Here is a 21,747-nt window from a genome sequence, read left to right as displayed (position 1 = left end):
CCAGACACAAACCTGAAATCAGCCTTCGCCAACAGGACCCACGAGGTGGTGGGCCTCGGTCCAGTGGACCGGCCGTGAACAACCCGACCAGGCGCACCCGCCGGGCTGCTCGAGCTCGAGTTTGCGGCGCAGCGCGGTGTTCGGGAGGCGTCGGGTGCGGCCCAGTTCTACGGCTTCGCCGGTGGCGTAGTCGAAGACAGTGGGGATCACCTGGCCCTCGCAGGCCAGGAGGCGGGCCTTGGCGAGCGAGATCGGGTCACCCTCCAGGAGGGGGAGGCGGCCGGTGTCCTCCCCGCGCAGGGTGGCCAGGTCGCAGGTGAGGTGGAGAGTGGCGGTGTGCCCGTGGCGGGTGGGCGCGGCCGGGTCGGCCCCGAATCGGGCGAGCATCTGGTGGAGGGCCTCGGCGTTCCGGTTCGCCTGCGCCGGGAGCACGGCCTCGGCATCCGTCTCGCTGTCGTTGTCGGTGCCCGCCTCGGGTTGATCGGTCTGGCAGTCCTCGGCTCGGGGCGGGGGTATGGCGGTGGTGAGCAGTTTGGCGAACATCGCGCCGGTGTCGGCGGTGACCAGGCCGTCGATGGCCCACATGCCGGTCTCGGTCTCCCACACCTCCAAGCGGGCCAGGGCCTGCTCGCAGAGGCCCTCGAAGAGTTCGTCTTCGGCCTGGCAGGCGGCCTCGATCTCGGCCAGGTGCCGGGCCAGGTCGGCGTGCGAGGCGTGGGCGCAGTACTGGGCGGCCAGGTGCTCCGGGGTCGGACACTGGATAGCCGGGTCGAAGGGGGAGGGCACCGCCTGGCGGTAGGGGGTGCGGGCGTACAGGCGCATCGCGGGGGTCTTGTCCAGGGCCCGGACGGCGAAGGCGACCTGATCGATGCGCGCGACCCCGGAGGTGGCCGCCTCGGTCAGCACAGCGAACTTGCGTGAGAGACGGGCGATCGCGGCCAGGTCGGCCGCGGTCCGGTGGTGGAAGTCGAACATCGATACCAGCCAGTCCCGCACGGAGGAGAACCCGTCCAGATCCCGGTGGACCTTCCAGGATTGGGCGGTGATCACCTGGGACAGGACCTGTGCGTGCACGGTGTTGACCAGGGCGGCCGCGTCATCGAGGCCGGTGCGGATGGCCCGGGCAGTCTCGGTCCGCTCGACCGGGTTCGCCTGGCCTGCCATGTGCCGCACCTCCTCGACCTGATCGATCATCCGATCTGAAACGGTTCGCTTGTACTACATCAATGGTCCCAGCCGGACCGGCCTCTGCCATCACCCACAGGGTGCGAATACTTTCATGTTCCACACAGGACACGACTGCGGCCCAAGACAACACACACCCCGCAACCCCGACACCAGACCCGGCCCGCCCACCCAGCTCCACGTCGCCGCCCGCCCGAACCACGACCCGCTACGGTTCGGCCACGAAGACGCCCCATCGACCGCCCCGCTGCCCAAGGGCCCGGCGGAGCTGTGATCGGTGGTTCTGGAGCGAGGCGGATACGATTCGAACATGAGCTACCCTCCGCAGGGCCAGCCGGTTGATCCGGGGAGCCAGCCGCAGCCTCCAGGCGGCTACGTCCCCGGGCAGACCGGGCCCGCATACCCCCAGCAGTACACCCAGCCCAGCCCCTCCGGCGGGTACCAGCAGCCCGGCTACGGGCCTCCGCCCCAGCAGCCCTACGTCGACCCGTACCAGCAGCAGTACGGCCAGTACGGGCCGCCGCCGGTCCAGCCGACCTCCAAGAGCGGCGCCAGCACGGTGATCCTCATCGTGATCGTGCTGGTCCTGATGATCGGCGGCGGCGCGGCCGGCTATTTCCTGCTCAGCGGCGACGACGAGGGCACCACCACCGCCGATGACAGCACCACCGGCGAGGAGGATCCGACCACCGAGGGCGGCGAGGAGCCGACCGAGGACGACGGCGAGGACCCGCCGCCCAGCACCGACGGGCTCGTGGTGTCGTCCCTCGGCGCCAACACGCCGATCCCGGCCTCCGGCGACTGGCAGCCGCTCCTCGGCCCGGGCGGCTCCGGCAGGATCGGCGAGGACGCCAACGGCTACTCGGTCGACCACGGCAACGACTGGATCTCGTACATGGAGGTCGGCGTCGCCAGCGGCGTCGTCATGGACTACGACCCGGCCGACCTGGTCGCCAGCGGCGACGACGCGATGGACTACTGGACGGTCGACAGCGGCGCCTTCTCCAGCACCGAGGAGACCCGCGTCTCCACTACCGAGTTCACCCAGACCGAGGTCGACGGCCTCCCCGCCGTCCTGGCCGAGGCGCGCGTTTCCTGGAACGCGTCCTCGAGCACCGAGGACGAGTACGAGGACGTGGCGATCCTGCTGGTCGACGTCGACGGCGTCAACGGCTTCATCGGCATCGCCAGCGTCCCCGAGTCGGGCACCGACTTCTACCAGGCGACAGTCGACGCCCTCTTGGCCACCACCTTCGGCGGCGAGGGCGCCGACGTCTAGTCAGAAAGCCTCGTCGGGCAGGTCCATCGCGGTCATGTCGGCGGCCTCGACGATCTTCCGGTCCGCGGTCAGCCGCGGCAGGACCTCGCGGGAGAAGAACTTCGCCGCGGCGACCTTGCCCCGGTAGAAGTCGTCGTCGGAGCCGCCGTCCAGGCGGGCCTGGGCGATCTCGGCCTGGCGCAGCAGCAGCCAGGCCACCAGCAGGTCGCCCACGGCCAGCAGCAGCCGCCGCGAGTGCAGCCCGGTCTTGTAGAGCTCCCTGGGCTGCCCCTCCATCGGCCCCATCAGCGCCGGCTGGAGCGCCTCGATGACGCCCTGGACGTCGCCGAGCGCGCGCTGGACCCTGGCGCGGACGTCGGACAGCTCCTCGTGCCCGTCCTCGGTCGAGGCCAGGATCTCCCCGGCCACGGTCATCAGGGCCTCGCCGTTGTCCTTGACGATCTTGCGGAACAGGAAGTCCAGGCTCTGGATGGCCGTGGTGCCCTCGTAGAGCGTGTCGATCTTCGCGTCGCGCACGTACTGCTCCAGCGGGTAGTCCTGGAGGTAGCCCGAGCCGCCGAAGGTCTGGAGGGACTCGGAGCTGAGCAGCTCGTAGGCGCGCTCGGACCCGCAGCCCTTGACGATCGGCAGCAGCAGGTCGTTGACGCGCTTGGCCGACTCGGCGGCCTCGTCGTCGCCGTCGACCGTGGCCAGGTGGTGCTTGTCCTGCCAGGAGCCGGTGTAGGCGACCAGGGCGCGCAGGCCCTCGGCGTAGCTCTTCTGGAGCATCAGGGACCGGCGCACGTCCGGGTGCTTGATGATCGGCACGCGCGGCGCGGTCTTGTCGGTCGACTGGAGCAGGTCGGCGCCCTGGATGCGGCTCTTGGCGTAGTCGAGCGCGTTGAGGTAGCCGGTCGAGAGGGTCGCGATGGCCTTGGTGCCGACCATCATGCGCGCGTACTCGATGATCAGGAACATCTGGCGGATGCCCTCGTGCTTCTCGCCGAGCAGCCAGCCCACGGCCGGTTCCTTCTCGCCGAAGGTGAGCTCGGCGGTGGCCGAGACCTTCAGGCCCATCTTGTGCTCGATGTTGGTGGCGTAGACGCCGTTGCGCTCTCCGAGCTCGCCGGTCTCGGCGTCGAAGCGGTACTTGGGGACGACGAACAGGCTCAGGCCCTTGGTGCCGGGGCCGCCGACGCCCTCTTCGCCGACCGGGCGGGCCAGGACGTAGTGGATGATGTTGTCGGTCATGTCCTGGTCGCCGGAGGTGATGAAGCGCTTGACGCCCTCGATGTGCCAGGAGCCGTCGGGCTGCTTGCGGGCCTTGGTGCGGCCCGCGCCGACGTCGGAGCCGGCGTCGGGCTCGGTGAGGACCATGGTGGCGCCCCACTGCTTCTCGGTGATGAGCTTGGCCCATTCCTTCTGCTCGTCGGTGCCCTCGACGTACAGGCTGTGGGCGAAGGAGGGCCCGGCGGCGTACATCCACATGGCCGGGTTGGCGCCGAGGACGAGCTCGGCCAGGGACCACCAGAGCATGCGGGGGGCCTCGGTGCCGCCGAGGACCTCGGGCAGGTCGAGGCGCCAGTACTCGGCGTCCATGAAGGCGCGGTAGGCCTTCTTGAAGGACTCCGGCAGGGTCACGGAGTGACTCGCGGGGTCGTAGACCGGCGGGTGGCGGTCGCCTTCGGCGAAGCTGGAGGCGAGCTCGGCCTCGGCCAGGCGCGCCAGTTCGGCGAGGATCTCTCGGCTCGTGTCGGCGTCGAGGTCGCCGAAGGCCTTGTGATCGAGGATCTTGTCGGCTCCGAAGACCTCGAAGAGGTTGAACTCCAGATCGCGAAGGTTGTGGCGGAAGTGCGACATTGCGGGTCCTCCATTACTCGGTGGTAACCCTCATCATATTACTGGTCGGTAATCAACTCAAGTATGCCGCGCCGTACCCCGTCCGACCAGCGTCGACACGGAGTGTCGTACCCCACCGCTAAATTCTGAGCAGGAACCGTAACCGCCACGCACATGCCTCGTTGAACACTGCAACAGACCAACTGTGCGATCCCCGCCGCAACAGGAGCCCCCGCCATGATCAGAGCCGTCGCCGACCGCATCGCGCGCACCCGCCCCGCCTACACCGGCCGCCACCGCCGCGGACGGCCCCGCCTGCCGCGGGTCTTCCGCTCCCCGGCCCCCGCCGAGAACCGTCCGGGCACCGGCTGACCCGGCTCCCGGACGGCGAAGCATCGACCGGCCTCCGGCCGGCAGTGCCTCAGTCGGCCTCGGGCCGATAGTCCAACAGCAGCAACGCGATGTCATCGGTCAAAGGCCCGCCCACCCAGCGCCGCAGCGCCGTCTCCAGCGAGGCCAGCCCGTCGCCGACGTTGCCGTGCCCGATCAGGCTCCACGCCCGCTCCTCGATCGGGAAGAACTCCCCGGCCTTCCGCGCCTCGGCCAGCCCGTCCGTATAGAGGAAGATCCGGTCGCCCGGCTGCAACCGCACCGTAAGCTCCCGCGCCGTCGGCCCCAGGCCCAGCGGCGGCGCCATCGACTCCGGCTCCAGGTAGCTGGCCCGGCCGCCCCGCACCAGCATCGGCGGCGGATGCCCGCAGTTGACGATCTCCAAGGTCCCGCCGCGCTCCTGCAAGAGGATCGCGGTCACGAAATCCTCCTCGTCGGCGTTGCGCGCCACCGCTTGGTCCAGGTCGTCGATCATGCACCGCTGGTCCGACCGCTCGAAGGCCACGTGCCGGAACGAGCCGAGCACCGTCGAGGACAGCCGCACCGCGTCCAGGCCCTTCCCGCGCACGTCCCCGATGATCAGGCGCATCCCGAAATCGGTCTCCAGGGCCTCGTACAGGTCCCCGCCGATCTCGGCCCCCGAACGCGCCGACACGTACCGGGCCGCGATGTCGAAAGGCCCCAGCCGGGAATCGATCGGCCGCAGAATCGCCTGCTGCACCACCGAGGCCAACTGCGTCAAGCGCCGCAGGCGCTCGTCGTCGCGCTCGCGCACCACCGCCACGCCCACCGAGACGCCCGTGGCCGCGCACACCAGCAGATAGTCCACCACGTGCCCGAACGCCGACAGCACCGCGAAATCATGGAAGGCCCACAGGTAGACGAAGGCCAGGCCCAGACTGGCAACGCCGACCACGATCACCCAGCGCCAGGTCAGGAACGCCGAGGCCACCAGCGGCGGCAGCGCCATCCACGGCGCCGAGTCCGCCTGCCCCTGCACGGCGATCTGGAGACCGACCAGGATCACCATCGCCAGCACGGCCGCGGCGAACACCGAACGCACCGACGGCGACGACCAGCCGCTCCACTGCCCGGAGGGCCTGGAGCCGGGACCGCTCCGCATCGATGTGCGCATCGGACTCGCCTCCTTCCCTCCCGAACACGCCCGGTGTGAAGATCGTAATGGTCGCGGCATCGCCCGCGTCCGAGACCGAGCCCGGCGAAACGGCTGATCCCGCGCTCATCCTTTCGGTCGGTGACGCGCACCGCCCGCTTCGGCGTTGCCCGCCGCGGGCGACCGTGCCAATCTTGACCCCGTGCAGTTCAACCTGGTGAGAACCCCGTTCGGCAGCCCTGTGGCGCAAGCGCTCTGCTCCGAACTCCACGAGGAGTACGTCCGCCGCTACGGCGACGGCGACGAGACGGTGATCGGCGAGGACGACTTCGCGCCCCCGAACGGGGACTTCCTGGTCGCCTTCGGCCCCGACGGCGAACCGGCCGGATGCGGCGGCTGGCGGGCCCACGAGGACGGCGACGCGGAGATGAAGCGCATCTACGTCCGCGAGGGCTACCGGCGCCGGGGCCTGGCACGGCGGATCGTGGCCGCGGTCGAGGACTCGGCGGCGCGGGCCGGCCGCAAGCGGATGCTCCTGGAGACCGGGCCCCGGCAGCCCGAGGCGATCGCGATGTACGGATCGCTCGGCTACGAGCCGGTGACGCCGTTCGGCCACTACGCCTCCACGGAGGGGTCGGTCCATCTGGGCCGGGAGATTCAGGACATTCAGTGAATGAGTCTCAAAGTTCCCTGAGCAACATTGCCGGGGTTCTGTAACGTCTTTCGGGCAAGAGGATCAAAACGACCAATCCTCGCAGTCATCCCGAAAGGCATACAGTGGACAGAAATTCCAAGCGCCTGGCCCGGATCGGAGCGGGCCTGGCCGCCGCCCTCGGCGCCTCCGCGATCGCATGGTCCGCCGCCGGCGCCCACGCGGACCCGGCCGACGGCGGCCAGGCGGCCCACCCGTTCATCATCAACGGCCAGCAGGCCGCCGAGGGTCAGTACCCCTGGCTCGTGGCCCTGGGCTACGCCAACGAGACGGCGACGCCGTACGAGAACCAGTTCTGCGGCGGCTCGGCCGTCACCGAGCAGGTCGTCCTGACCGCCGCGCACTGCGTGGACTGGATCGAGCCCGACGAGTTCGCGATCTACTCCGGCTCGGTCGACCTCGAGTCCGGGGACATCGCCGCCACCGAGGTGGCCGACGTCCACGTCGCCGAGGACTACCAGGACCCGACCACCTTCGCCAACGACTGGGCGCTGGTCCGGCTCGCCGAGCCGATCGACGTCGAGCCGATCGGCCTCGACCGGGACACGGCCGAGTCCGAGTCCTTCGAGGTCGCCGGCTGGGGCCTGGACGAGAACGGCCGGTACCCGACCGTGGCCCACTGGGTCGAGGTTCCCTACGTCGCGGACGGGCCCTGCGGCAGGGCCTACGGCGGCGGCTTCGACGCGGACTCCATGCTCTGCGCCGGCGACCTGGACAACGGCGGGGTCGACTCATGCTCGGGCGACTCGGGCGGCCCGCTGACGGCCGCCGACGAGAACGGCGAGCCGATCCTGGCCGGCGTCGTCAGCTGGGGCAACGACTGCGCCCTGGCCGGCTACCCGGGCGTCTACTCCGAGGTCGCGTCCTTCACCGACACCATCGACGCGATCCTCGCCGACTGGGAGACCGAGGCATAGGCCCCGGAACCGGGCAGGAGTTCCGGAACTGAAGCCTCCAGACCGGGGCCGGGCGAACGCTCGGCCCCGGTTTCGCGCGCACGAAAAAGCCGGTCCCTCCAAAACGAAGGAAACCGGCCCTGATCCGCTGTCGTGTCGGAGCGGGTGACGGGAATCGAACCCGCATCTCAACCTTGGGAAGGTCGCATTCTACCACTGAACTACACCCGCAGGCTGCTCGAAGTCCAAGCAGCGCTCCGTATATTACCCGACGTCCGCGGCACCCGCGAACCCCGTCCCGAACCGCCGCGGGCCCGACCCTCGACCGTCGCGGCGCCGTCGAACGCGACAAATCGGCCCGGCGGCGAGAGTTTCGGGCTGTCCTGTTTTCTCCCCTCTGTTCCACCCGGCTTCAACTGGGGTTATTTCGATTCGGTCCCGAAAGGGAGACCCTCTTCACAACCAGTCTCGGCGTAGGTAGTATGACCACATCGAAAATTCCCGATACTTGTTCCGAAAGTTTCGAAGCTCTACCCTCTCTCATCTGCCGGGACAGGTACCGGTCGACCCTCATCCCTCGAAAGGAACTTCTCCAATGAGCAGACCCCTTCCACGGCTCCGGGCCTTCGCAGCGGCCGGTGCCGCCGTGGCGCTCGCGGCGACCGCCGCCTGCGGCGACGACGGCTCAGGCTCCGACTCCGAGATCTCCTGGTGGCACATCCAGATCGAAGACCCCATGATGTCGACCTGGGAGGTCTTCGCGGACGAATGGCTCGAGGAGTCCGACGCCGATGTCACCTTCGACATCCAGTCGATCGAGAACGAGGCGTTCAAGTCCCAGATGTCCACCGCCGCGCAGTCCGGCGAGGTCCCCGACCTCTTCCAGACCTGGGGCGGCGGCGTCCTGCGGCAGCAGGTCGAGGCCGACCTGGTCCGGGACATCACCGACGAGCTCGACGACTGCATCGACCTCATCAACCCCTCCACGCTGGCGCCGTACACCGTCGACGACCGCCTCTACGGGGTGCCGTTCGACTCCGGCGTCGTCGGGTTCTGGTACAACATGGACCTCTTCGCCGAGGCCGGGATCGACGCGCCGCCGGAGACCTGGAGTGACTTCCTCGACGCGGTCGAGGCGCTCCAGGCCGCCGACATCACCCCGATCGCCCTGGCCGGCGCCGACCAGTGGCCGGCCCACTTCTACTGGACCTACCTGGCCATGCGCATCGGCGGCCTGGAGAACCTCCAGCAGGCCGGCGAGGCCGGCGAGCTCAGCGGCGACGCCTTCGTCCAGGCCGGAGAGTTGCTCTCCGAACTGGCCGAGATGGAGCCGTTCCAGGAGGGCTTCGAGTCGGCCACCTTCGACGGTCCCGACGGCCAGTCCGCCACCGTGGGCGAGGGCGCCGCGGCCATGGAGCTGATGGGCCAGTGGGCCCCGCAGTCCCAGCGGGACAACTCCGGCACCGACGGCCCGGGCGAAGCCCTCGGCTTCTTCCCGTTCCCGGTCGTCGAGGGCGGCGCCGGCTCCACCACCGAGTTCCTCGGCGGAGGCAACGGCTTCGCCGTGGGCGCCGACGCTCCCGATGAGATCTTCGACTTCATCTGCCACATGTACCAGGAGGAGAACCAGACCCGGATGGTCGAGGACGGCAACTTCAACACCGTCGCCGCCGACCCCGACGCGGTCGTGGCCGAGCCCGACATGCACATCGCGCTCGTGCTCGAGGCCATGTCCGGGGCCACCGACACCCAGCTCTACCTCGACCAGGCGTTCCCGCCCGCAGTGGGCGGCTCGATCAACGAGGCGACCGAGGGCCTGATCCTGGGTCAGCTCACTCCCGAGGAGTTCGTCGAGATGGTCAACGAAGTCTGGAGTGCCGAAGCGTGACCCTCTCCCAGACGTCCCGGCCTTCATCGGCCGAGGGCCGTCTGGCGAATGACGGCGGCGGGAATCGTTCCCGCCGCCGTCCTGCCGGACGACCCAGCGGGGGCAGCATCGCGGGGTTCATCGCTCCCGGTCTGGTGCTGTTCTCGTGCTTCGTGCTGCTCCCGGTCGCGTTCGCGGCCTATGTGGGGTTCTACCGGTGGAACGGACTCGGAGGAATTCCGACCGACTTCATCGGACTGGACAACTACCGCAACATCTTGTCCGACTCGGTCTTCATCGGCGACCTCGGGCGTTCGGCGATCATCATCGTCCTGTCGCTGGCGGTCCAGCTGCCGCTGGCGTTCGCCCTGGCGATGCTGCTGCACCAGCGGTTCCCCGGGCGGACGGTGTTCCGGCTGCTGTTCTTCGTGCCGTACGTCCTGACCGAGGCCGTCACCGCCATCCTGTTCGGGCTCGTGTTCTCCCCCCGGCAGGGGTTCGCCGACCAGCTGCTCGCCGCGGTCGGCATCGACGCCGAGATCGGATGGCTGTCGGACCGGTCCATCGTCCTCTACGTGGTCTTCGGGGTCTTGACCTGGAAGTTCTTCGGATTCCACATGATCCTGTTCCTGGCGGGACGGCAGAACATCCCCGACGAGCTGTACGAGGCCGCGGCCATCGACGGCGCGACCGGGGCCCAGTCGTTCCGGAGGATCACGCTGCCGCTGATGGGCCCGACGATCCGGATCACCATCTTCCTGTCGATCATCGGCGTAGTCCAACTGTTCGACCTGGTGTGGGTGCTCACCCAGGGCGGTCCGTTCCACGCCTCGGAGACTATGGCCATCACCATGTACGACCAGGGGTTCCAACGCAACCAAGTCGGTTACGCCTCCGCGTTGTCGATCGTCATGTTCCTGCTCAGCCTGATATTCGCGCTGTTCTATCAGCGGTTCGTCCTCAAGCGGGACCTGCAGGGCGCGATCACCGGCAACGCCGGGAACCAAGGAGGACGGTCATGAAGGTCGCTTCGCCCAGGCAAAGACTGCTGCGCAACACCTGGTTCTACGTCGCCGCGTTCCTGACCACGGCGTTCGTGGCCACGCCCATCCTGTTCGCGCTGTTCGGCGGGTTCAAGGACAATCAGCAGCTGCGCGACAACGCCCTCGGCCTCCCCAACCCGTGGAACACCGAGAACTACACCGACGTGCTCGCCGCGTCGACCTTCTGGCGGCAGCTGGCGAACTCCGTCGGCATCGCGCTGGCCACGACCTTCATCGTCGTCATGGCGGCCGCCATGGTGGCCTTCGTGTTCGCCCGCTACGCCTTCCGCGGGCGCGAGGTGCTGTTCATGCTGTTCGCCACCGGCATGATGTTCCCGTTCGCGGTGGCGGTGCTGCCGCTGTTCGTCATCCTGCGGACCATGGGCATGCTCAACAGCCCGCTGGGAGTGATTCTTCCGCAGGCGGCGTTCGGCCTGCCGCTGACGATCATCATTCTGCGCAGCTTCTTCCGGGCCATTCCCGCCGAAGTGGAGGAGGCCGCGGTCATCGACGGCGCGGGGCCATGGCGGTTCTTCACCACCATCATGCTGCCGATGGCGCGCCCCGCTCTCGCGACGGTGTCGGTCCTGGCCCTGGTGAACAGCTGGAACAGCTTCCTGCTGCCGCTGGTGGTGCTACAGGAGTCCCAATGGTGGACGCTGCCGATCGGGGCGACCCGATTCTCCGGCCAGTTCAGCACCGACACGGCGAAGGTCCTCGCGTTCGTGATGCTGGCGATGCTGCCGGCGCTGATCTTCTACGCCTTCGCCGAGCGGCACCTCATCAGCGGCCTGACCGCCGGAAGCACGAAGGGCTGAACCGGACCGAGGGAACCGGACCGCCGGCCGCGGCGTCGGAGAGGTTATGAGCAATCGTCTTGTACCTCTCGGCGCCGCGGCCCTGTTCGTGCTCGGCGCCTGCACCTCTCAACCAGAGGCGACTGTGGAACCCCTCCCTTGGGTGCCGGCCTCGGCGAAGCTGGCCTCCTACGACTCGTGCGAGGAGGCCCTGGACGGCATCCAGGAGGCCGTGCTGGCCACGCTCGGTTCGAAGCCGCGCCCCGAGGACCAGGTCGACCGCGGCATGGAGTTCGCCGAGGACGAGGAGGCGGCGGCCGCCGAGTCCGGGGACGACGCGGCCGGTTCCGGCGACGGCGAGTCCGCGCAGGACCATTCGAAGACCAACAACGCCGTGGCCGGGGTCGACGAGCCCGACATCGTCAAGACCGACGGCGATCACATCTACAGCGTCGTGGACGCGGTGGTGCGGGTAGTCGACGCCGGCAGCGGCGAGGTCGTGGCCGAGGAGGACTACGGCTGGGAGACCTGGGACCACCGGCTGTTCCTCGGGGAGGAGGAGCTGCTGGTGATGTACACGCGCGACGGCCGACGCGACGGGGAGTACTACAGCGAATCCGTGCTCGAACGGCTCGACCCGCGGTCGCTGGAGGTCCTTGACACCTTCGCCGCCGAGGGCACGATGCTGGACGCGCGGATGGTGGCCGGCCAAGTGCGGCTGGCGGTCTCCTCGACGCCGCACGTCGAGCCGATGTGGGAGGAGTACTACTCGGGGGACATCGCGAGCCTGCGGAAGGCGGTGCGCGGGACCGATATCGAGGACTGGACGCCGTCGTTCACGGTCAACGGGACCGAAGTGGACACCGACTGCGACCATCTGGCGCACCCGGACCGGTTCGAGGGCGGTTCGACGGTGTCGGTGGTGGCGCTGGACGCCGCCGGAGGCTGGGTCTCGGCCGAGCCGACCACGGTGATGGCCGACAGCGGCACCGTGCACGGCACGATGGAGAGCCTCTACCTGGCGCACAACGACTACCACTGGGACGCCGAGGAACCGGAGGTCGAGACGGAGCTGTACCGCTTCGCCTTCGACGACGGCGGACCGCGCCTGGCCGGGGAGGCGGCCGTCCCGGGGACGCTGCTGAACCAGTACTCGATGAGCGAGTACGAGGGGCACCTGCGGGTGGCGACCACCGAGGACGCCCAGATGTGGTGGGGCTGGCAGGAGGACACCCCGACCAGCGAGGAGGCGGGCGCCTCGAAGTCGACGGTGACGGTCCTGGAGGTCGGCCCGAACGACCTGACCGAGGTCGGGCAGGTGACCGACCTGGGCCCGGACGAGCGGATCTACGCGGTCCGGTTCATCGGCGAGACCGGCTACGTGGTCACCTTCCGGCAGACCGACCCGCTCTACACCCTGGACCTGTCCGATCCGGCGGACCCGCGGGTGACCGGAGAATTGAAGATCACCGGGTACTCGGCGTACCTGCACCCGGTCGGCGAAGGCCGGCTGCTGGGGGTGGGCCAGGAGGCCACCGAGGAGGGCGTGACCACCGGTCTCCAGGTGAGCCTGTTCGACGTCTCGGGCGCCGAGGCGTCGGTGCTGGACCAGTACGAGCGCCAGGGCGGTTCCTCGGCGGTCGAGTGGGACCCGCACGGGTTCCTGTACTGGGAGCCCGAGTCGGTCGCGGTGCTGCCGGTGTGGGACTGGAACGGCGAGGTCGAGTCCACCGGCGCGCTGGTGCTCGACGTAGGTGACGACTCGGTGAGCGAGGCGGCGTGGATCCGGCACGAGCCGCCGGCGAACGAGGACTACTACATGACCGAGATAACGCGGTCCCTGGTGATCGGGGACCGGCTGTGGACGCTGTCGAACTCGGGGCTGATGGCCAGCTCCCTGGGCGGCGGCTACGAGACCGTCGAGTGGGTCGGCTGGTAGTCCCATTCGGAGGGTGGAGGTCCGCGCCGTTTTTTCGGGTGACGGCGCGGACCTCGTTTCTCTATCCCGGTTTCCTTGTCGGGTCTCGGATCAGCGGCCGAGGTTGCGGAAGCGGCGGACGGCCAGCGGGAGGAAGATCGCGCTGATGAGCACCGGCGCGATGAGTGCCGCAGTGATCGCGTGCTGCTCGGGCCAGGCGTCGCCGACCGGCAGCGGGTTGCCGAACAGTTCCCTGACGGCGGTGGCGGTGGCCGAGACCGGGTTCCAGACTGCGATGGTGCCGAGCCAATCCGGCATCAGTTCCGGCGGTGTGAACACCGAGGAGATCATCCCGAACGGAAAGGCGACGGCGAACAGGCTGCCGGCCTGTTCGACGTTCTTCACCAGTAGGCCCAGCCAAACCCCGACCCAGATGAGCGCGAACCGGAGCCACAGCAGCAGGCCGAAGGCCGCGAGGGTCTCCAGGAAGGTCCCGTCGGAGCGCCAGCCGATGATCAGCGCGATGACCGCGAGCACACCGAGGTCGACCGCAGCGTGGAGAGTGTCGGCGATATTGCGGCCGACCACGACGGCCGAGGAGGCCATCGGCATGGACCGGACGCGGTCGATGAAGCCCTTCTCCTTGGCTTCGGCGACCGCCCAGGCGGTGTTCATGAAGCCGAATGCCATGGTCATGGCGAACATGCCGGGCATGGCGAAGGCCACGTAGTCGACTCCGGCGCCCTGGCCGGTGACGTCCATGGCCGAGCCGAAGACGTAGACGAACAGCAGGACCATGACGATCGGGAACCCCAGCTGCCAGGCGAAGTTGGCCGGCTGGCGGTAGAGGTGGACGAACTCCTGGCCGACGATGGCCCGGTAGTCGTGGATGGTCCATTTCAGCCTATACCCGAGTGTATCATCCGGAAGTGTCGGGATTGCCGTGGTCATTTCCGGTCCTCCTTGTCGATCAGTTCGAGGAATGCCTCGTCGAGGGTGGGGCGGCGCAGCCCGAGGTCGGCGACCTCGATGCGCTTGTCGCGGATGGCCGTGGCCGCGGTGGTGAGGGCGGCGACAGGCTCCGCCACCGGCGCCGAGACCGACCCGGCGGTCTCGTCGGCGGCGATCTCGCCGTCCGCCAGCGGTTCGAGGATGCCGCGCAGGGCGTCCAGGTCGGCCGGGTCGGCGGCGACCAGTTCGAGTCGGTCGGCGCCCATGCGGCGCTTGAGTCCGGCCGGAGTGTCCTCGACGACGCGGCGGCCGTGGTCGATCACGACGATGCGGTCGCACAGCCGGTCGGCCTCGTCGAGGTAGTGGGTGGTGAGCAGGACGGTGGTGCCGTCGGCGGCCAGGCCGGAGACGGCGTCCCAGACCTCGCGGCGCCCGGCCGGGTCGAGCCCGGTGGTGGGCTCGTCCAGGAACAGGACCTGCGGGGCCAGTATCATGCTGGCGGCCAAGTCGAGGCGGCGCTTCATGCCGCCGGAGAACTTCTTGGCCTGGCGGTCGGCGGCCTCGGAAAGGCCGAACTGGTCGAGCAGCACTTCGGCCCGCTCGCGGGCCTGGGCCTTGGTCAGGCGGAACAGCTTGCCGAACAGTACGAGGTTCTGGCGTGCGGTGAGCATCTCGTCGACTGCGGTCTGCTGGCCGGTGAGGCCGATCCGGCGCCGCACCTGGCGGCCCTGGGTGGCGATGTCGTGGCCGGCGACGCGCGCGCGGCCTGTGTCGAAGCGCAGCAGAGTGGTGAGGATGCGCACAGTGGTGGTCTTCCCGGCACCGTTGGGACCGAGGAGGCCGAGGACGTTGCCGGATTCTACGGAGAGGTCGAAGTCCTCTAGCGCGGTGGTGTCTTTGTATCGCTTGCCGAGGCCTTCGGCCTCAACGGTGGTGGTGGGCATTGCTGGTCTCCCTTGAGGTGTCTCCCTTAATCGGGTACGATGTACTCAATGTTAGAGTACAACGTACCCGGTTCGCAACCGGGTTAGTATGAGGCCGCGATGGCGAACCCACAGACCGGGGCGGGCGACCCCAAACGAAGCATGGAGCTCTTGTGGCGCGAATTCGAGCCGCAGCAGAGCAGACCGGGGCCCAAACCCAAACTGACGATCGAGCGGATCACCGAGGCCGCGATCGCGATCGCCGACCGGGAGGGCATCGCCGCGGTCAACATGCGCTGCGTCGCCACCGAGCTGGGCGTGGGCACGATGACCCTCTACCGCTACGTCCCCGGCAAGGCCGAACTGCTGGACCTCATGGTCGACATCGTCAGCGACCCGCGCGCCGACGGCCCCGACCCCACCGGCAAGGACTGGCGGGAGATTCTGGAATTCCTCGGCTCGAGCGCCCTGGAGTTCTACCGACGCCACCCGTGGACGCTGGAGATCAACCAGCGGCGCCCGGTGCTCGGCCCCGGCTCACTGGCCGGATTCGACCTCGCGCTCGCCGCGTTCGAGGACCACGACATCCCCGACCGCGAGGGGAACCTGATCGTGACCGCCGTGTGGAGCCTGGTCACCGGCGTCGCCATGTCCTATCTGCTGCCGGACCTTCCGAGCGATCAGGGCGGGCCGGTCACCACCGAGGAGGAGTGGTGGGAGGCGCAGGCCCCGTACCTGGAACGGGCCGTCGAATCGGGCCGCTTCCGGCGCTTGGCGCGCCTGACCGACGAGAACGCCTGGGAGATCTCGGCCGAGGACGCGGTGCGCCACGCCCTGGGCGCCTACCTCGACGGCATCGCTCCGCGTATGGAGGCCACGCGCAAGGAGACTAAGTCCATCGGAAGTACCAAGCACGTGACTTGATCATGTGCTCGGCCAGGTCCTCCAGGGTCGGCACGCCGGAGTCGAGCAGGTCCGGGCAGTAGGCGTAGGCCTCGCCGGCGACCTTCATGGCCTCCTCGGCCGAGGGCGGCGCGGGGACGTACAGCTCCAGGACGTCGTAGGTCATGGCGACCAGTTCGGCCTCCCACTGGCGGTGCCAGCGGCCCAGGATCGCGGCGTGCTCGGCGCCGTAGAGCTCCCAGTTCGTCGATCCTGCCCACGGGAACAGGCCCGGGATCTTCCATCCGGCGTCGGTCTCGACCAGGCCCACGAGCCCGTCGCGCTGCGGGGTCGCGAAGTCGGTGTCGCCGCGGCGGGGCAGGATCGGGACGCCGCGGGCCGGCTCGCCGGCCTCGGCGGCCTTGTCGTGCAGGAGCGCGGCGGCGTCGATGCCGGCCGCCCGCGCCAGTTCGTCGTCGCCCTCGTGGACGATGGCCTCGCCGCCGTCGCGCCACTCCTCGGGGGCGCCGAGGAGGACGGGCATCCAGCCGGTCCGCTCCGCGGACTGGCGGATCTCCAGCCACCAGGCGAGGGCTTGGGAGGCGCGGACGCCGAAGGCCCAGATGGCGGACTCGCCGCGGCGCACGAGCTGGTGCATCTTGGGCACGTCGAGCCCGGCCTCGCGCAGGGCCGCGCGGGGCGATCCGGCGATGTCGAGGTCGCCGGTGTCCTCGACGCGCGGCATCATCTCGTCGCGGCCGGTCCCGGGCGGGCGGGTCGGCGGCTCGGGTTTTTCCAAGGTGAGCAGTTCGCGCTTGGGGCGCTCGGGCACGAAGATGTCGTCGGGCAACGGTGCGGGCTCTGGCTCGGGTTCGGGCTCGTCCCGATCGGCCTCTGGTTCGGGCACTGCGGTCAGGTGCGGGCGGCTCGGGGCCTCGGATGCGGCGCGCGCGATGTCGTCCTCCTCGGGCGATTCCGGCTGGATCGGCTCGGGGGCGGCATCGTCGAGCGCACCCGAGGACGCGGCGGCCGTATCGGACGCCGACTCGGGATCGGGCTTGGCTGACGGCTCTTGTTGGGCGGCCGGATCGGGCACTGAGTCAGGCGTGTCCCGGCGCCCCAACAGACGCTGGAGGAGTCCCACCCGATACATGATGCCCTGTCCGACCGACAAACTCAAAACCTGCCCCGGCGTTTCAATCCTGAGTTATGCTATCGATGGTATATACCGTCGATTGCATGGAGCACGATTCATTGTCGAACTCGAGCCCGAGGTGCGGGAATGGCTCGCAGGACTGCCGCGGAATGAACGTGAGTGGGCCGAGGTCGAGCCGGCACGCCGGGCGCAGGCGGAATGCCAGCAGCGGCACGACCATGCCGTCGACATCTATGATCGGGACAAGGAGGAGGAATGATCCGCAGTTCGGGAAGTGATCATGCCATTTGGCGCCGCAGCGGCTCGCGCTCCGAGGCTTATGAGGCGGCGCGGCGCGGCTTCCTGCTCGGGCAGCTGGTCTACCGGCGTCGCCGGGAGCTCGGGCTGAGCCAGACAGAATTGGCCCGGCGCGCGAACATGACCCAACCACAACTCTCGCGGCTCGAAGGCGGTGGAGTGACACCGACGATCCCGCTGCTGGAGCGGCTGGCCGAGGCTCTTGAGGTGGATCTGGTCATTGACTTCGAGCCGCGTGCGGCCGCCTGAGGCCGTCTCAGCGCTTGCGGCCTTTCTTGAACAGCATGCCGAACCAGAAGGCGCAGACGAGGATGATCACCAGGATGGCGAGCAGTTTGAATAGGACCATTACTTCACCTGCATGAGTTTGGGCCGCTTGGGCTCGACGGAGTCGCCGCTGGACTTGCCAGTGAGGCGGCGTTTGATCCAGGGGGCGAGGTGCCTTCCCGCCCAGGCCGGGGCGCTCAGTTCGGGGCGGACCCTGCCGTTGGTCGGCAGCGGGGCGAGCCAGGCCGGGTCGGGTTCGATGTCGAGGGCCTTGCAGACGGTGGCGGCCACGCGCTGGTGGCCGAGGGAGTTGAGGTGGAGGCGGTCGGGGGACCACAGGCGCGGGTCCGCGAAGCCGTCGTCGGCCCACAGGTCGATGAGGATCGCGTCGTGGCGGGCGGCCACGCGCCGGTAGGCGTCGTTGGTGGCGTCGAACCGCTTGCGCAGCATCTTCATGCCCGGCAGATGACAGGTCACGTCGGCGCAGGTGAAGAGCATGACCTCGCAGTCGGCGGCCTTGAGCAGGCGCACCACCTCGTGGGCGCGGGTCGACAGCTGCGTGGGATTGAAGCCGGGGCGGAGCGCGTCGTTGCCGCCGGCCGCGAAGGACACCAGGTCGGGGCCCTGCTTGATGGCGGGGACGATCTGCTCGTCGACGATGCGGTTGAACAAACGGCCGCGGATGGCGAGGTTGGCGTAGGCCAGTTCGGGCCAGGTCTCGGCGGCGCGGTGCGCGAAGAGGTCGGCCCAGCCTCGGAAGCCGCCGCCGTCCGGATAGGGATCCCCGACTCCTTCGGTGAAGCTGTCGCCGATGGCCACATAATTCGAGAACGCCGCGCGCACTCCCACTCCCCACCTTCAATCCGCATCGAATGTCCGGGAGCCCTGACGGGCCCTGACCAGCATGCCTCATGCAGATAACAATCGGGTTGCGAACAGGTGGCGAGCGTGGACACGCGGATCGGCGTCCGTGCGCCCGAAGGGCCGGAGCCCTTCGGGCGCAGGCGCTCAGGCGCGCTCGGCGTGGACGACGACCTCCCCGGCGGGGACGTCGATCGCCTCGGCGGCGGTCTTGACCTTGACGTCCTCGTCCAAGTGGTTGACGCATACCAGCCAGGAGCGGCCGTCGACGTGGGAGCGGCGGACGACCTCGACCCCGGCGGGGGCCTCGGCGGTCGGTTCGACTCCCGCGTCGGAGGCCGCGGCGGCGACGACGCGGTCGAGCGTGGCGTCGTCGACGAAGGTGGTCAGGTAGTGCGCCCGGCCCTCGCCGTAGCGGTTGACAGTCCAGGCCGGGGTGCCGTCGAGATAGGTGTCGCGGACCTCGGCGCCGCGGGTTGCGGCGGTCTCGGTCCAGATCGATCCGGTGCCGCCGGAGGCGAGGGCGACGGTGTCGTCGATGAGCGGATAGAACTCGTCGCTGCGGACGCCCACGAGGTCGGTCAGCGCCCCGGGGTAGCCGCCGAGGTAGACCGCGTCGGTCTCGTCGGCGATCCCGGAGTAGGGGCTGACCAGGACGGTGCCGCCGCCGCGGACGAACCTCTCGAGGTTCTCGGCCGCGTCCCGGGACATGAGGTAGACGGCGGGGACGACGACGAGCCGGTAGCCGGACAGGTCGCCCTCGGGGTGGGCGACGTCGGCGGTGATGCCGGCGCGCCACAGGGCGGCGTAGTAGGTGTCGCGGACCCGCATGGCGTCGAGGTCGGCAGTGGGCTTGGCCTCGTGCTCCTGGGCCCACAGGTTCTGGTAGTCCCACAGGATCGCCGCCTCGGCGGTGACCGTGGAGCCCTCGAGCTCGGCGAGGTCGCCCAGGCGGGCGCCGAGCTCGCGGACCTCGCGCCAGATCTTGGAGTCGGTTCCGGCGTGCGGAACCATCCCCGAGTGCCACTTCTCGGCGCCTTGGCGGGAGGCGCGCCACTGGAAGAACATGATCGCGTCGGCGCCGCGGGCGAGATGGGACATGGAGTTGCGGATCAGCTCTCGGGGGGCCTTGGCGCGGTTGCGGCCCTGCCAGTTCACCGCCGACGTCGAGTGCTCCATGAGGACCCAGGGCTTCCCGCCGCCCAGGGAGCGGGCGTAGTCGGCGGCGAAGGCGAGGCCCACGTGCTCGAAGGGGCGCTCGAGGTAGTGGTCGGTCGAGACGAAGTCGACGTGCTCGGCGAACTCCCACAGGTCGATCTCCGGGTGCGAACCGGTCATGAAGTTGGTGGTCATCGGCTTGTCGGAGTACCGGCGGACCACGGTCGCCTCGGCGTCGTAGAGGCGCGTCAGCTGGTGGGAGGAGAACCGCTTGAAGTCCAGGACGTGGGCGGGGTTGGCGATGGTCGGGGTCGGCAGGGGCACGAAGACCTGCTCCCAGGACGAGTACGCCTGCGACCAGAAGGCGGTGCCCCAGGCGGCGTTGAGGCCGTCGAGGTCGCCGTAGCGGTCCCGCAGCCAGGTGCGGAACTTCGCGGTGGCCGCCTCGGAGTAGGAGCGGGCGTTGTGGCACCCGTACTCGTTGTGGATGTGCCACATGCCGACGGCCGGGTGATCGGCGTAGCGGCGAGCGACCTGCTCGGTGATGGCCAGGGCCTTGGCCAGGTAGACGTCGGAGGAGGGGTCGAATGCCTGGCGGGATCCGTGGGTGAGGCGGCGGCCTTCGGTGTCGACCGGGAGCGCCTCGGGGTAGGAGGCGGCGAACCAGGGTGGCGGGGAGGCGGTGGGGGTGGCCAGGCACGCCTCGATGCCGTTGTCGGCCAGCAGGTCCAGAACCTCGTCGAACCACTCGAACTCGAAGCGGCCCTCCTCGGGTTCGAACTTCGCCCAGGAGAAGATGCCGACGCTGACGCGGTTGACTCCGGCCTCGCGCATCAGGGCCATGTCCTCGGCCCAGGTCTCGCGGGGCCACTGTTCGGGGTTGTAGTCGCCGCCGTAGGCGATGCCCATCGGGGTGCTCCTTCGCTGCCGAGTGGGGTGGACGCCCCAAGGCTACGGCAAACGATTGCGGGCATCCACCTCTGCGACCTGCTTATTCGAACGGTCTCAGAAAGAAGGCGGCGCCGGTCTCAGCGCCGCCAGAGCGCCGCGCCCGGTTCGACCCACCAGGTCCGCTTGCGCCCGAGCTCGCCGACCAGGCCGTCGGAGACGAACGCGACCTTTCCCTCGGGCTGGACGGCCACGGCCCTGCCCCGGGCCCGCCGGACCTCGATGCGGACGCGCTTGCGCAGCCGCCCCACGGTGACCGGGACGGCCACGGCCACGTCGATCCGGCCGTCGGACGGATCGGGCTCGGCCAGCACCAGGTCGTCGGCGGCCGCGTAGCCGTCGGCGTTGGCGACCACGCAGGCCAGGATCTGCTCGGACCCGTCGGCCAGGACCGCGTCGTCCAGCGCCACCACGCCCGTCCAGGGACGGTCCCCGCCGCCCAGGCGCACCCCGTCGACGCACACGCCGCCGCCGTCGTGCCGCATCAGGTCGGTGCGCAGCACCTCCCCCTCGGCCACGGCCGCGGCGACCTCGGCCGGCTTCTCGGGCAGCCCCAGGCGGGCGACGATGCCGGGCACCTCGCCCTGCGGCAGGACCGCCAGCGGCGGCAGGTCCGGGATCGTGCGCCCCGCGGGCAGGTCGTCGGGCCGCTCGCTCGGGGCCGGGGCCAGGCGGCGCACCACGCGGGCGAGGACGGCGTTGACCTGCTCGTCGCTGTCGGCGGCCAGCACGATCCGCTCCTCGGGGTCGTCCAGGACCGCATCGACCTCGCGCGCGGTCGACGCCTCCATCGTCCGCACCGCCGCGCCGCGCCCTTTGAGCTCGTCGATCAGATGCAGCGTCTGAGTGCGCGGCCCGGTATTGGCGCAGCCGGTCTCCACCAGCGTCAACACGACAACTTTCACAACCCCGAGACTACGTTGTGACCGAGGTCCAACCCTTGGCATCCTCTCCCCGTACAGAGGAGATCTCCGGCTTGCGGTCCGCTGTCGCGGTCCGTCTACGGACGGGTTACTGGTTCTGTCCCCAGATCGAAGTGTTGCCAGGACTGCCGGGATGCCCGGTCTTGGTGTCCTGTCCCCAGTCGTTTCGCGTCTCCACACACCTTCCGGTGCCGCTTTCGCGGTGCCCTGCGGCGACGGCCGCGAGGCGTTGGCCCTCGCGGCGGATATTGATTTCGGCGTTCACATCACGGTCGTGCATAGCCCCGCACCCGCACGCCCACCTGCGGACTTTCAACCCCTCTAGGGCCTGTTTGAGAAGTGAGGGAGCCTCCAGTTAGTTT

The 21,747-nt window shown here is 69.3% G+C and carries 20 protein-coding genes and 1 tRNA gene; 11 read left to right on the top strand and 10 right to left on the bottom strand.

Annotated features, from left to right (window positions below; genetic code table 11):
* Positions 1-18: 18 nt before the first annotated feature.
* Complete coding sequence (locus JFB92_RS23715; protein WP_199044293.1) at positions 19-1,194, bottom strand: 13E12 repeat family protein; 1,176 nt, start codon at positions 1,192-1,194, stop codon at positions 19-21.
* Positions 1,195-1,279: 85 nt separating this feature from the next.
* Here JFB92_RS23715 and JFB92_RS23710 point away from each other — a divergent pair, with 85 nt between their 5' ends.
* Together JFB92_RS23710 and JFB92_RS23705 are read left to right on the top strand one after the other, a co-directional pair.
* Positions 1,280-1,459, top strand: a complete 180-nt coding sequence (locus JFB92_RS23710; protein ID WP_199044291.1) for a hypothetical protein — start codon at positions 1,280-1,282, stop codon at positions 1,457-1,459.
* Positions 1,460-1,495: 36 nt separating this feature from the next.
* A complete protein-coding gene (locus JFB92_RS23705) occupies positions 1,496-2,464 on the top strand; it encodes a hypothetical protein (RefSeq protein ID WP_199044289.1) in 969 nt (322 codons plus the stop codon).
* On the opposite strand, the gene JFB92_RS23700 is transcribed toward JFB92_RS23705, so the two are convergent.
* On the bottom strand, positions 2,465-4,303 hold the full coding sequence (locus JFB92_RS23700; RefSeq protein ID WP_199044287.1) for an acyl-CoA dehydrogenase: 1,839 nt from the start codon (positions 4,301-4,303) through the stop codon (positions 2,465-2,467).
* A 216-nt stretch (positions 4,304-4,519) separates the two neighbouring features.
* On the opposite strand from JFB92_RS23700, the gene JFB92_RS26375 reads away from it, so the two are divergent.
* Entirely contained in the window at positions 4,520-4,654 is a 135-nt protein-coding gene (locus JFB92_RS26375; RefSeq protein WP_269848053.1) for a hypothetical protein, read from the top strand.
* 49 nt (positions 4,655-4,703) lie between these two features.
* Here the strand turns inward: JFB92_RS26375 and JFB92_RS23695 are convergent, their stop codons facing one another.
* Positions 4,704-5,807 carry a PP2C family protein-serine/threonine phosphatase gene (locus tag JFB92_RS23695; RefSeq protein WP_233163725.1) on the bottom strand — a complete coding sequence of 368 codons (1,104 nt, stop codon included), beginning with the start codon at positions 5,805-5,807 and terminating at the stop codon, positions 4,704-4,706.
* Between the two features lie 181 nt (positions 5,808-5,988).
* Between JFB92_RS23695 and JFB92_RS23690 the strand changes: the two genes are divergently transcribed.
* Both JFB92_RS23690 and JFB92_RS23685 read left to right on the top strand, forming a co-directional pair.
* Positions 5,989-6,459 carry a GNAT family N-acetyltransferase gene (locus tag JFB92_RS23690; protein WP_307789263.1) on the top strand — a complete coding sequence of 157 codons (471 nt, stop codon included), beginning with the start codon at positions 5,989-5,991 and terminating at the stop codon, positions 6,457-6,459.
* A gap of 104 nt (positions 6,460-6,563) precedes the next feature.
* Positions 6,564-7,415, top strand: a complete 852-nt coding sequence (locus JFB92_RS23685) for a S1 family peptidase (protein WP_199044285.1) — start codon at positions 6,564-6,566, stop codon at positions 7,413-7,415.
* A gap of 139 nt (positions 7,416-7,554) precedes the next feature.
* On the opposite strand, the gene JFB92_RS23680 is transcribed toward JFB92_RS23685, so the two are convergent.
* A tRNA-Gly gene (locus JFB92_RS23680) sits at positions 7,555-7,625 on the bottom strand.
* A gap of 364 nt (positions 7,626-7,989) precedes the next feature.
* Between JFB92_RS23680 and JFB92_RS23675 the strand changes: the two genes are divergently transcribed.
* Genes JFB92_RS23675 through JFB92_RS23660 form a run of 4 tightly spaced genes read left to right on the top strand, consistent with a single transcriptional unit; the run spans position 7,990 to position 13,040 of the window.
* Entirely contained in the window at positions 7,990-9,282 is a 1,293-nt protein-coding gene (locus JFB92_RS23675; RefSeq protein ID WP_199044283.1) for an extracellular solute-binding protein, read from the top strand.
* Positions 9,279-10,283 carry a carbohydrate ABC transporter permease gene (locus tag JFB92_RS25890; protein ID WP_199044281.1) on the top strand — a complete coding sequence of 335 codons (1,005 nt, stop codon included), beginning with the start codon at positions 9,279-9,281 and terminating at the stop codon, positions 10,281-10,283. The genes JFB92_RS23675 and JFB92_RS25890 overlap by 4 nt, the downstream gene beginning before the upstream one ends.
* Positions 10,280-11,122 carry a carbohydrate ABC transporter permease gene (locus tag JFB92_RS23665; protein WP_199044279.1) on the top strand — a complete coding sequence of 281 codons (843 nt, stop codon included), beginning with the start codon at positions 10,280-10,282 and terminating at the stop codon, positions 11,120-11,122. Before JFB92_RS25890 ends, JFB92_RS23665 begins: the two co-directional genes overlap by 4 nt.
* Positions 11,123-11,168: 46 nt before the next feature.
* Complete coding sequence (locus JFB92_RS23660) at positions 11,169-13,040, top strand: beta-propeller domain-containing protein (RefSeq protein WP_199044277.1); 1,872 nt, start codon at positions 11,169-11,171, stop codon at positions 13,038-13,040.
* A gap of 90 nt (positions 13,041-13,130) precedes the next feature.
* Here JFB92_RS23660 and JFB92_RS23655 read toward each other — a convergent pair whose 3' ends face one another.
* Together JFB92_RS23655 and JFB92_RS23650 are read right to left on the bottom strand one after the other, a co-directional pair.
* On the bottom strand, positions 13,131-13,970 hold the full coding sequence (locus tag JFB92_RS23655) for an ABC transporter permease (RefSeq protein ID WP_199044275.1): 840 nt from the start codon (positions 13,968-13,970) through the stop codon (positions 13,131-13,133).
* Complete coding sequence (locus tag JFB92_RS23650; protein WP_199044273.1) at positions 13,967-14,914, bottom strand: ATP-binding cassette domain-containing protein; 948 nt, start codon at positions 14,912-14,914, stop codon at positions 13,967-13,969. The genes JFB92_RS23655 and JFB92_RS23650 overlap by 4 nt, the downstream gene beginning before the upstream one ends.
* A 99-nt stretch (positions 14,915-15,013) precedes the next feature.
* On the opposite strand from JFB92_RS23650, the gene JFB92_RS23645 reads away from it, so the two are divergent.
* Positions 15,014-15,817, top strand: coding sequence for a TetR/AcrR family transcriptional regulator (locus JFB92_RS23645; RefSeq protein WP_199044271.1), 804 nt, complete (start codon positions 15,014-15,016; stop codon positions 15,815-15,817).
* Here JFB92_RS23645 and JFB92_RS26750 read toward each other — a convergent pair.
* Entirely contained in the window at positions 15,783-16,871 is a 1,089-nt protein-coding gene (locus JFB92_RS26750; RefSeq protein WP_199044269.1) for a DUF4253 domain-containing protein, read from the bottom strand. The genes JFB92_RS23645 and JFB92_RS26750 overlap by 35 nt on opposite strands.
* 315 nt (positions 16,872-17,186) lie before the next feature.
* Between JFB92_RS26750 and JFB92_RS23635 the strand changes: the two genes are divergently transcribed.
* The gene (locus JFB92_RS23635) at positions 17,187-17,477 is read left to right on the top strand and encodes a helix-turn-helix domain-containing protein (protein ID WP_199044267.1); all 291 of its coding nucleotides are present in this window, start codon (positions 17,187-17,189) and stop codon (positions 17,475-17,477) included.
* A 99-nt stretch (positions 17,478-17,576) separates the two neighbouring features.
* Here the strand turns inward: JFB92_RS23635 and JFB92_RS23630 are convergent, their stop codons facing one another.
* The 3 genes from JFB92_RS23630 to JFB92_RS23620 all read right to left on the bottom strand — a co-directional run bounded on the left by JFB92_RS23630 (position 17,577) and on the right by JFB92_RS23620 (position 21,367).
* The gene (locus JFB92_RS23630) at positions 17,577-18,338 is read right to left on the bottom strand and encodes an SGNH/GDSL hydrolase family protein (RefSeq protein ID WP_199044264.1); all 762 of its coding nucleotides are present in this window, start codon (positions 18,336-18,338) and stop codon (positions 17,577-17,579) included.
* Positions 18,339-18,503: 165 nt separating this feature from the next.
* A complete protein-coding gene (locus JFB92_RS23625; RefSeq protein ID WP_199044262.1) occupies positions 18,504-20,423 on the bottom strand; it encodes a beta-galactosidase in 1,920 nt (639 codons plus the stop codon).
* 119 nt (positions 20,424-20,542) lie between these two features.
* On the bottom strand, positions 20,543-21,367 hold the full coding sequence (locus JFB92_RS23620) for a hypothetical protein (RefSeq protein ID WP_199044261.1): 825 nt from the start codon (positions 21,365-21,367) through the stop codon (positions 20,543-20,545).
* Positions 21,368-21,747: the final 380 nt, after the last annotated feature.

The organism is Glycomyces salinus (assembly GCF_016428645.1).
GTDB lineage: Bacteria > Actinomycetota > Actinomycetes > Mycobacteriales > Micromonosporaceae > Glycomyces > Glycomyces salinus.
This window is presented reverse-complemented; position numbering and strand designations above follow the sequence as displayed.

Excerpts from the sequence above, each read along its gene's own strand:
- JFB92_RS23715 (WP_199044293.1), bottom strand. The coding sequence starts at position 1,194 with ATGATCGATCAGGTCGAGGAGGTGCGGCACATGGCAGGCCAGGCGAAC.
- JFB92_RS23710 (WP_199044291.1), top strand. The coding sequence starts at position 1,280 with ATGTTCCACACAGGACACGACTGCGGCCCAAGACAACACACACCCCGC.
- JFB92_RS23705 (WP_199044289.1), top strand. The coding sequence starts at position 1,496 with ATGAGCTACCCTCCGCAGGGCCAGCCGGTTGATCCGGGGAGCCAGCCG.
- JFB92_RS23700 (WP_199044287.1), bottom strand. The coding sequence starts at position 4,303 with ATGTCGCACTTCCGCCACAACCTTCGCGATCTGGAGTTCAACCTCTTC.
- JFB92_RS26375 (WP_269848053.1), top strand. The coding sequence starts at position 4,520 with ATGATCAGAGCCGTCGCCGACCGCATCGCGCGCACCCGCCCCGCCTAC.
- JFB92_RS23695 (WP_233163725.1), bottom strand. The coding sequence starts at position 5,807 with ATGCGCACATCGATGCGGAGCGGTCCCGGCTCCAGGCCCTCCGGGCAG.
- JFB92_RS23675 (WP_199044283.1), top strand. The coding sequence starts at position 7,990 with ATGAGCAGACCCCTTCCACGGCTCCGGGCCTTCGCAGCGGCCGGTGCC.
- JFB92_RS23665 (WP_199044279.1), top strand. The coding sequence starts at position 10,280 with ATGAAGGTCGCTTCGCCCAGGCAAAGACTGCTGCGCAACACCTGGTTC.
- JFB92_RS23660 (WP_199044277.1), top strand. The coding sequence starts at position 11,169 with ATGAGCAATCGTCTTGTACCTCTCGGCGCCGCGGCCCTGTTCGTGCTC.
- JFB92_RS23655 (WP_199044275.1), bottom strand. The coding sequence starts at position 13,970 with ATGACCACGGCAATCCCGACACTTCCGGATGATACACTCGGGTATAGG.
- JFB92_RS23650 (WP_199044273.1), bottom strand. The coding sequence starts at position 14,914 with ATGCCCACCACCACCGTTGAGGCCGAAGGCCTCGGCAAGCGATACAAA.
- JFB92_RS23645 (WP_199044271.1), top strand. The coding sequence starts at position 15,014 with ATGGCGAACCCACAGACCGGGGCGGGCGACCCCAAACGAAGCATGGAG.
- JFB92_RS23635 (WP_199044267.1), top strand. The coding sequence starts at position 17,187 with ATGATCCGCAGTTCGGGAAGTGATCATGCCATTTGGCGCCGCAGCGGC.
- JFB92_RS23625 (WP_199044262.1), bottom strand. The coding sequence starts at position 20,423 with ATGGGCATCGCCTACGGCGGCGACTACAACCCCGAACAGTGGCCCCGC.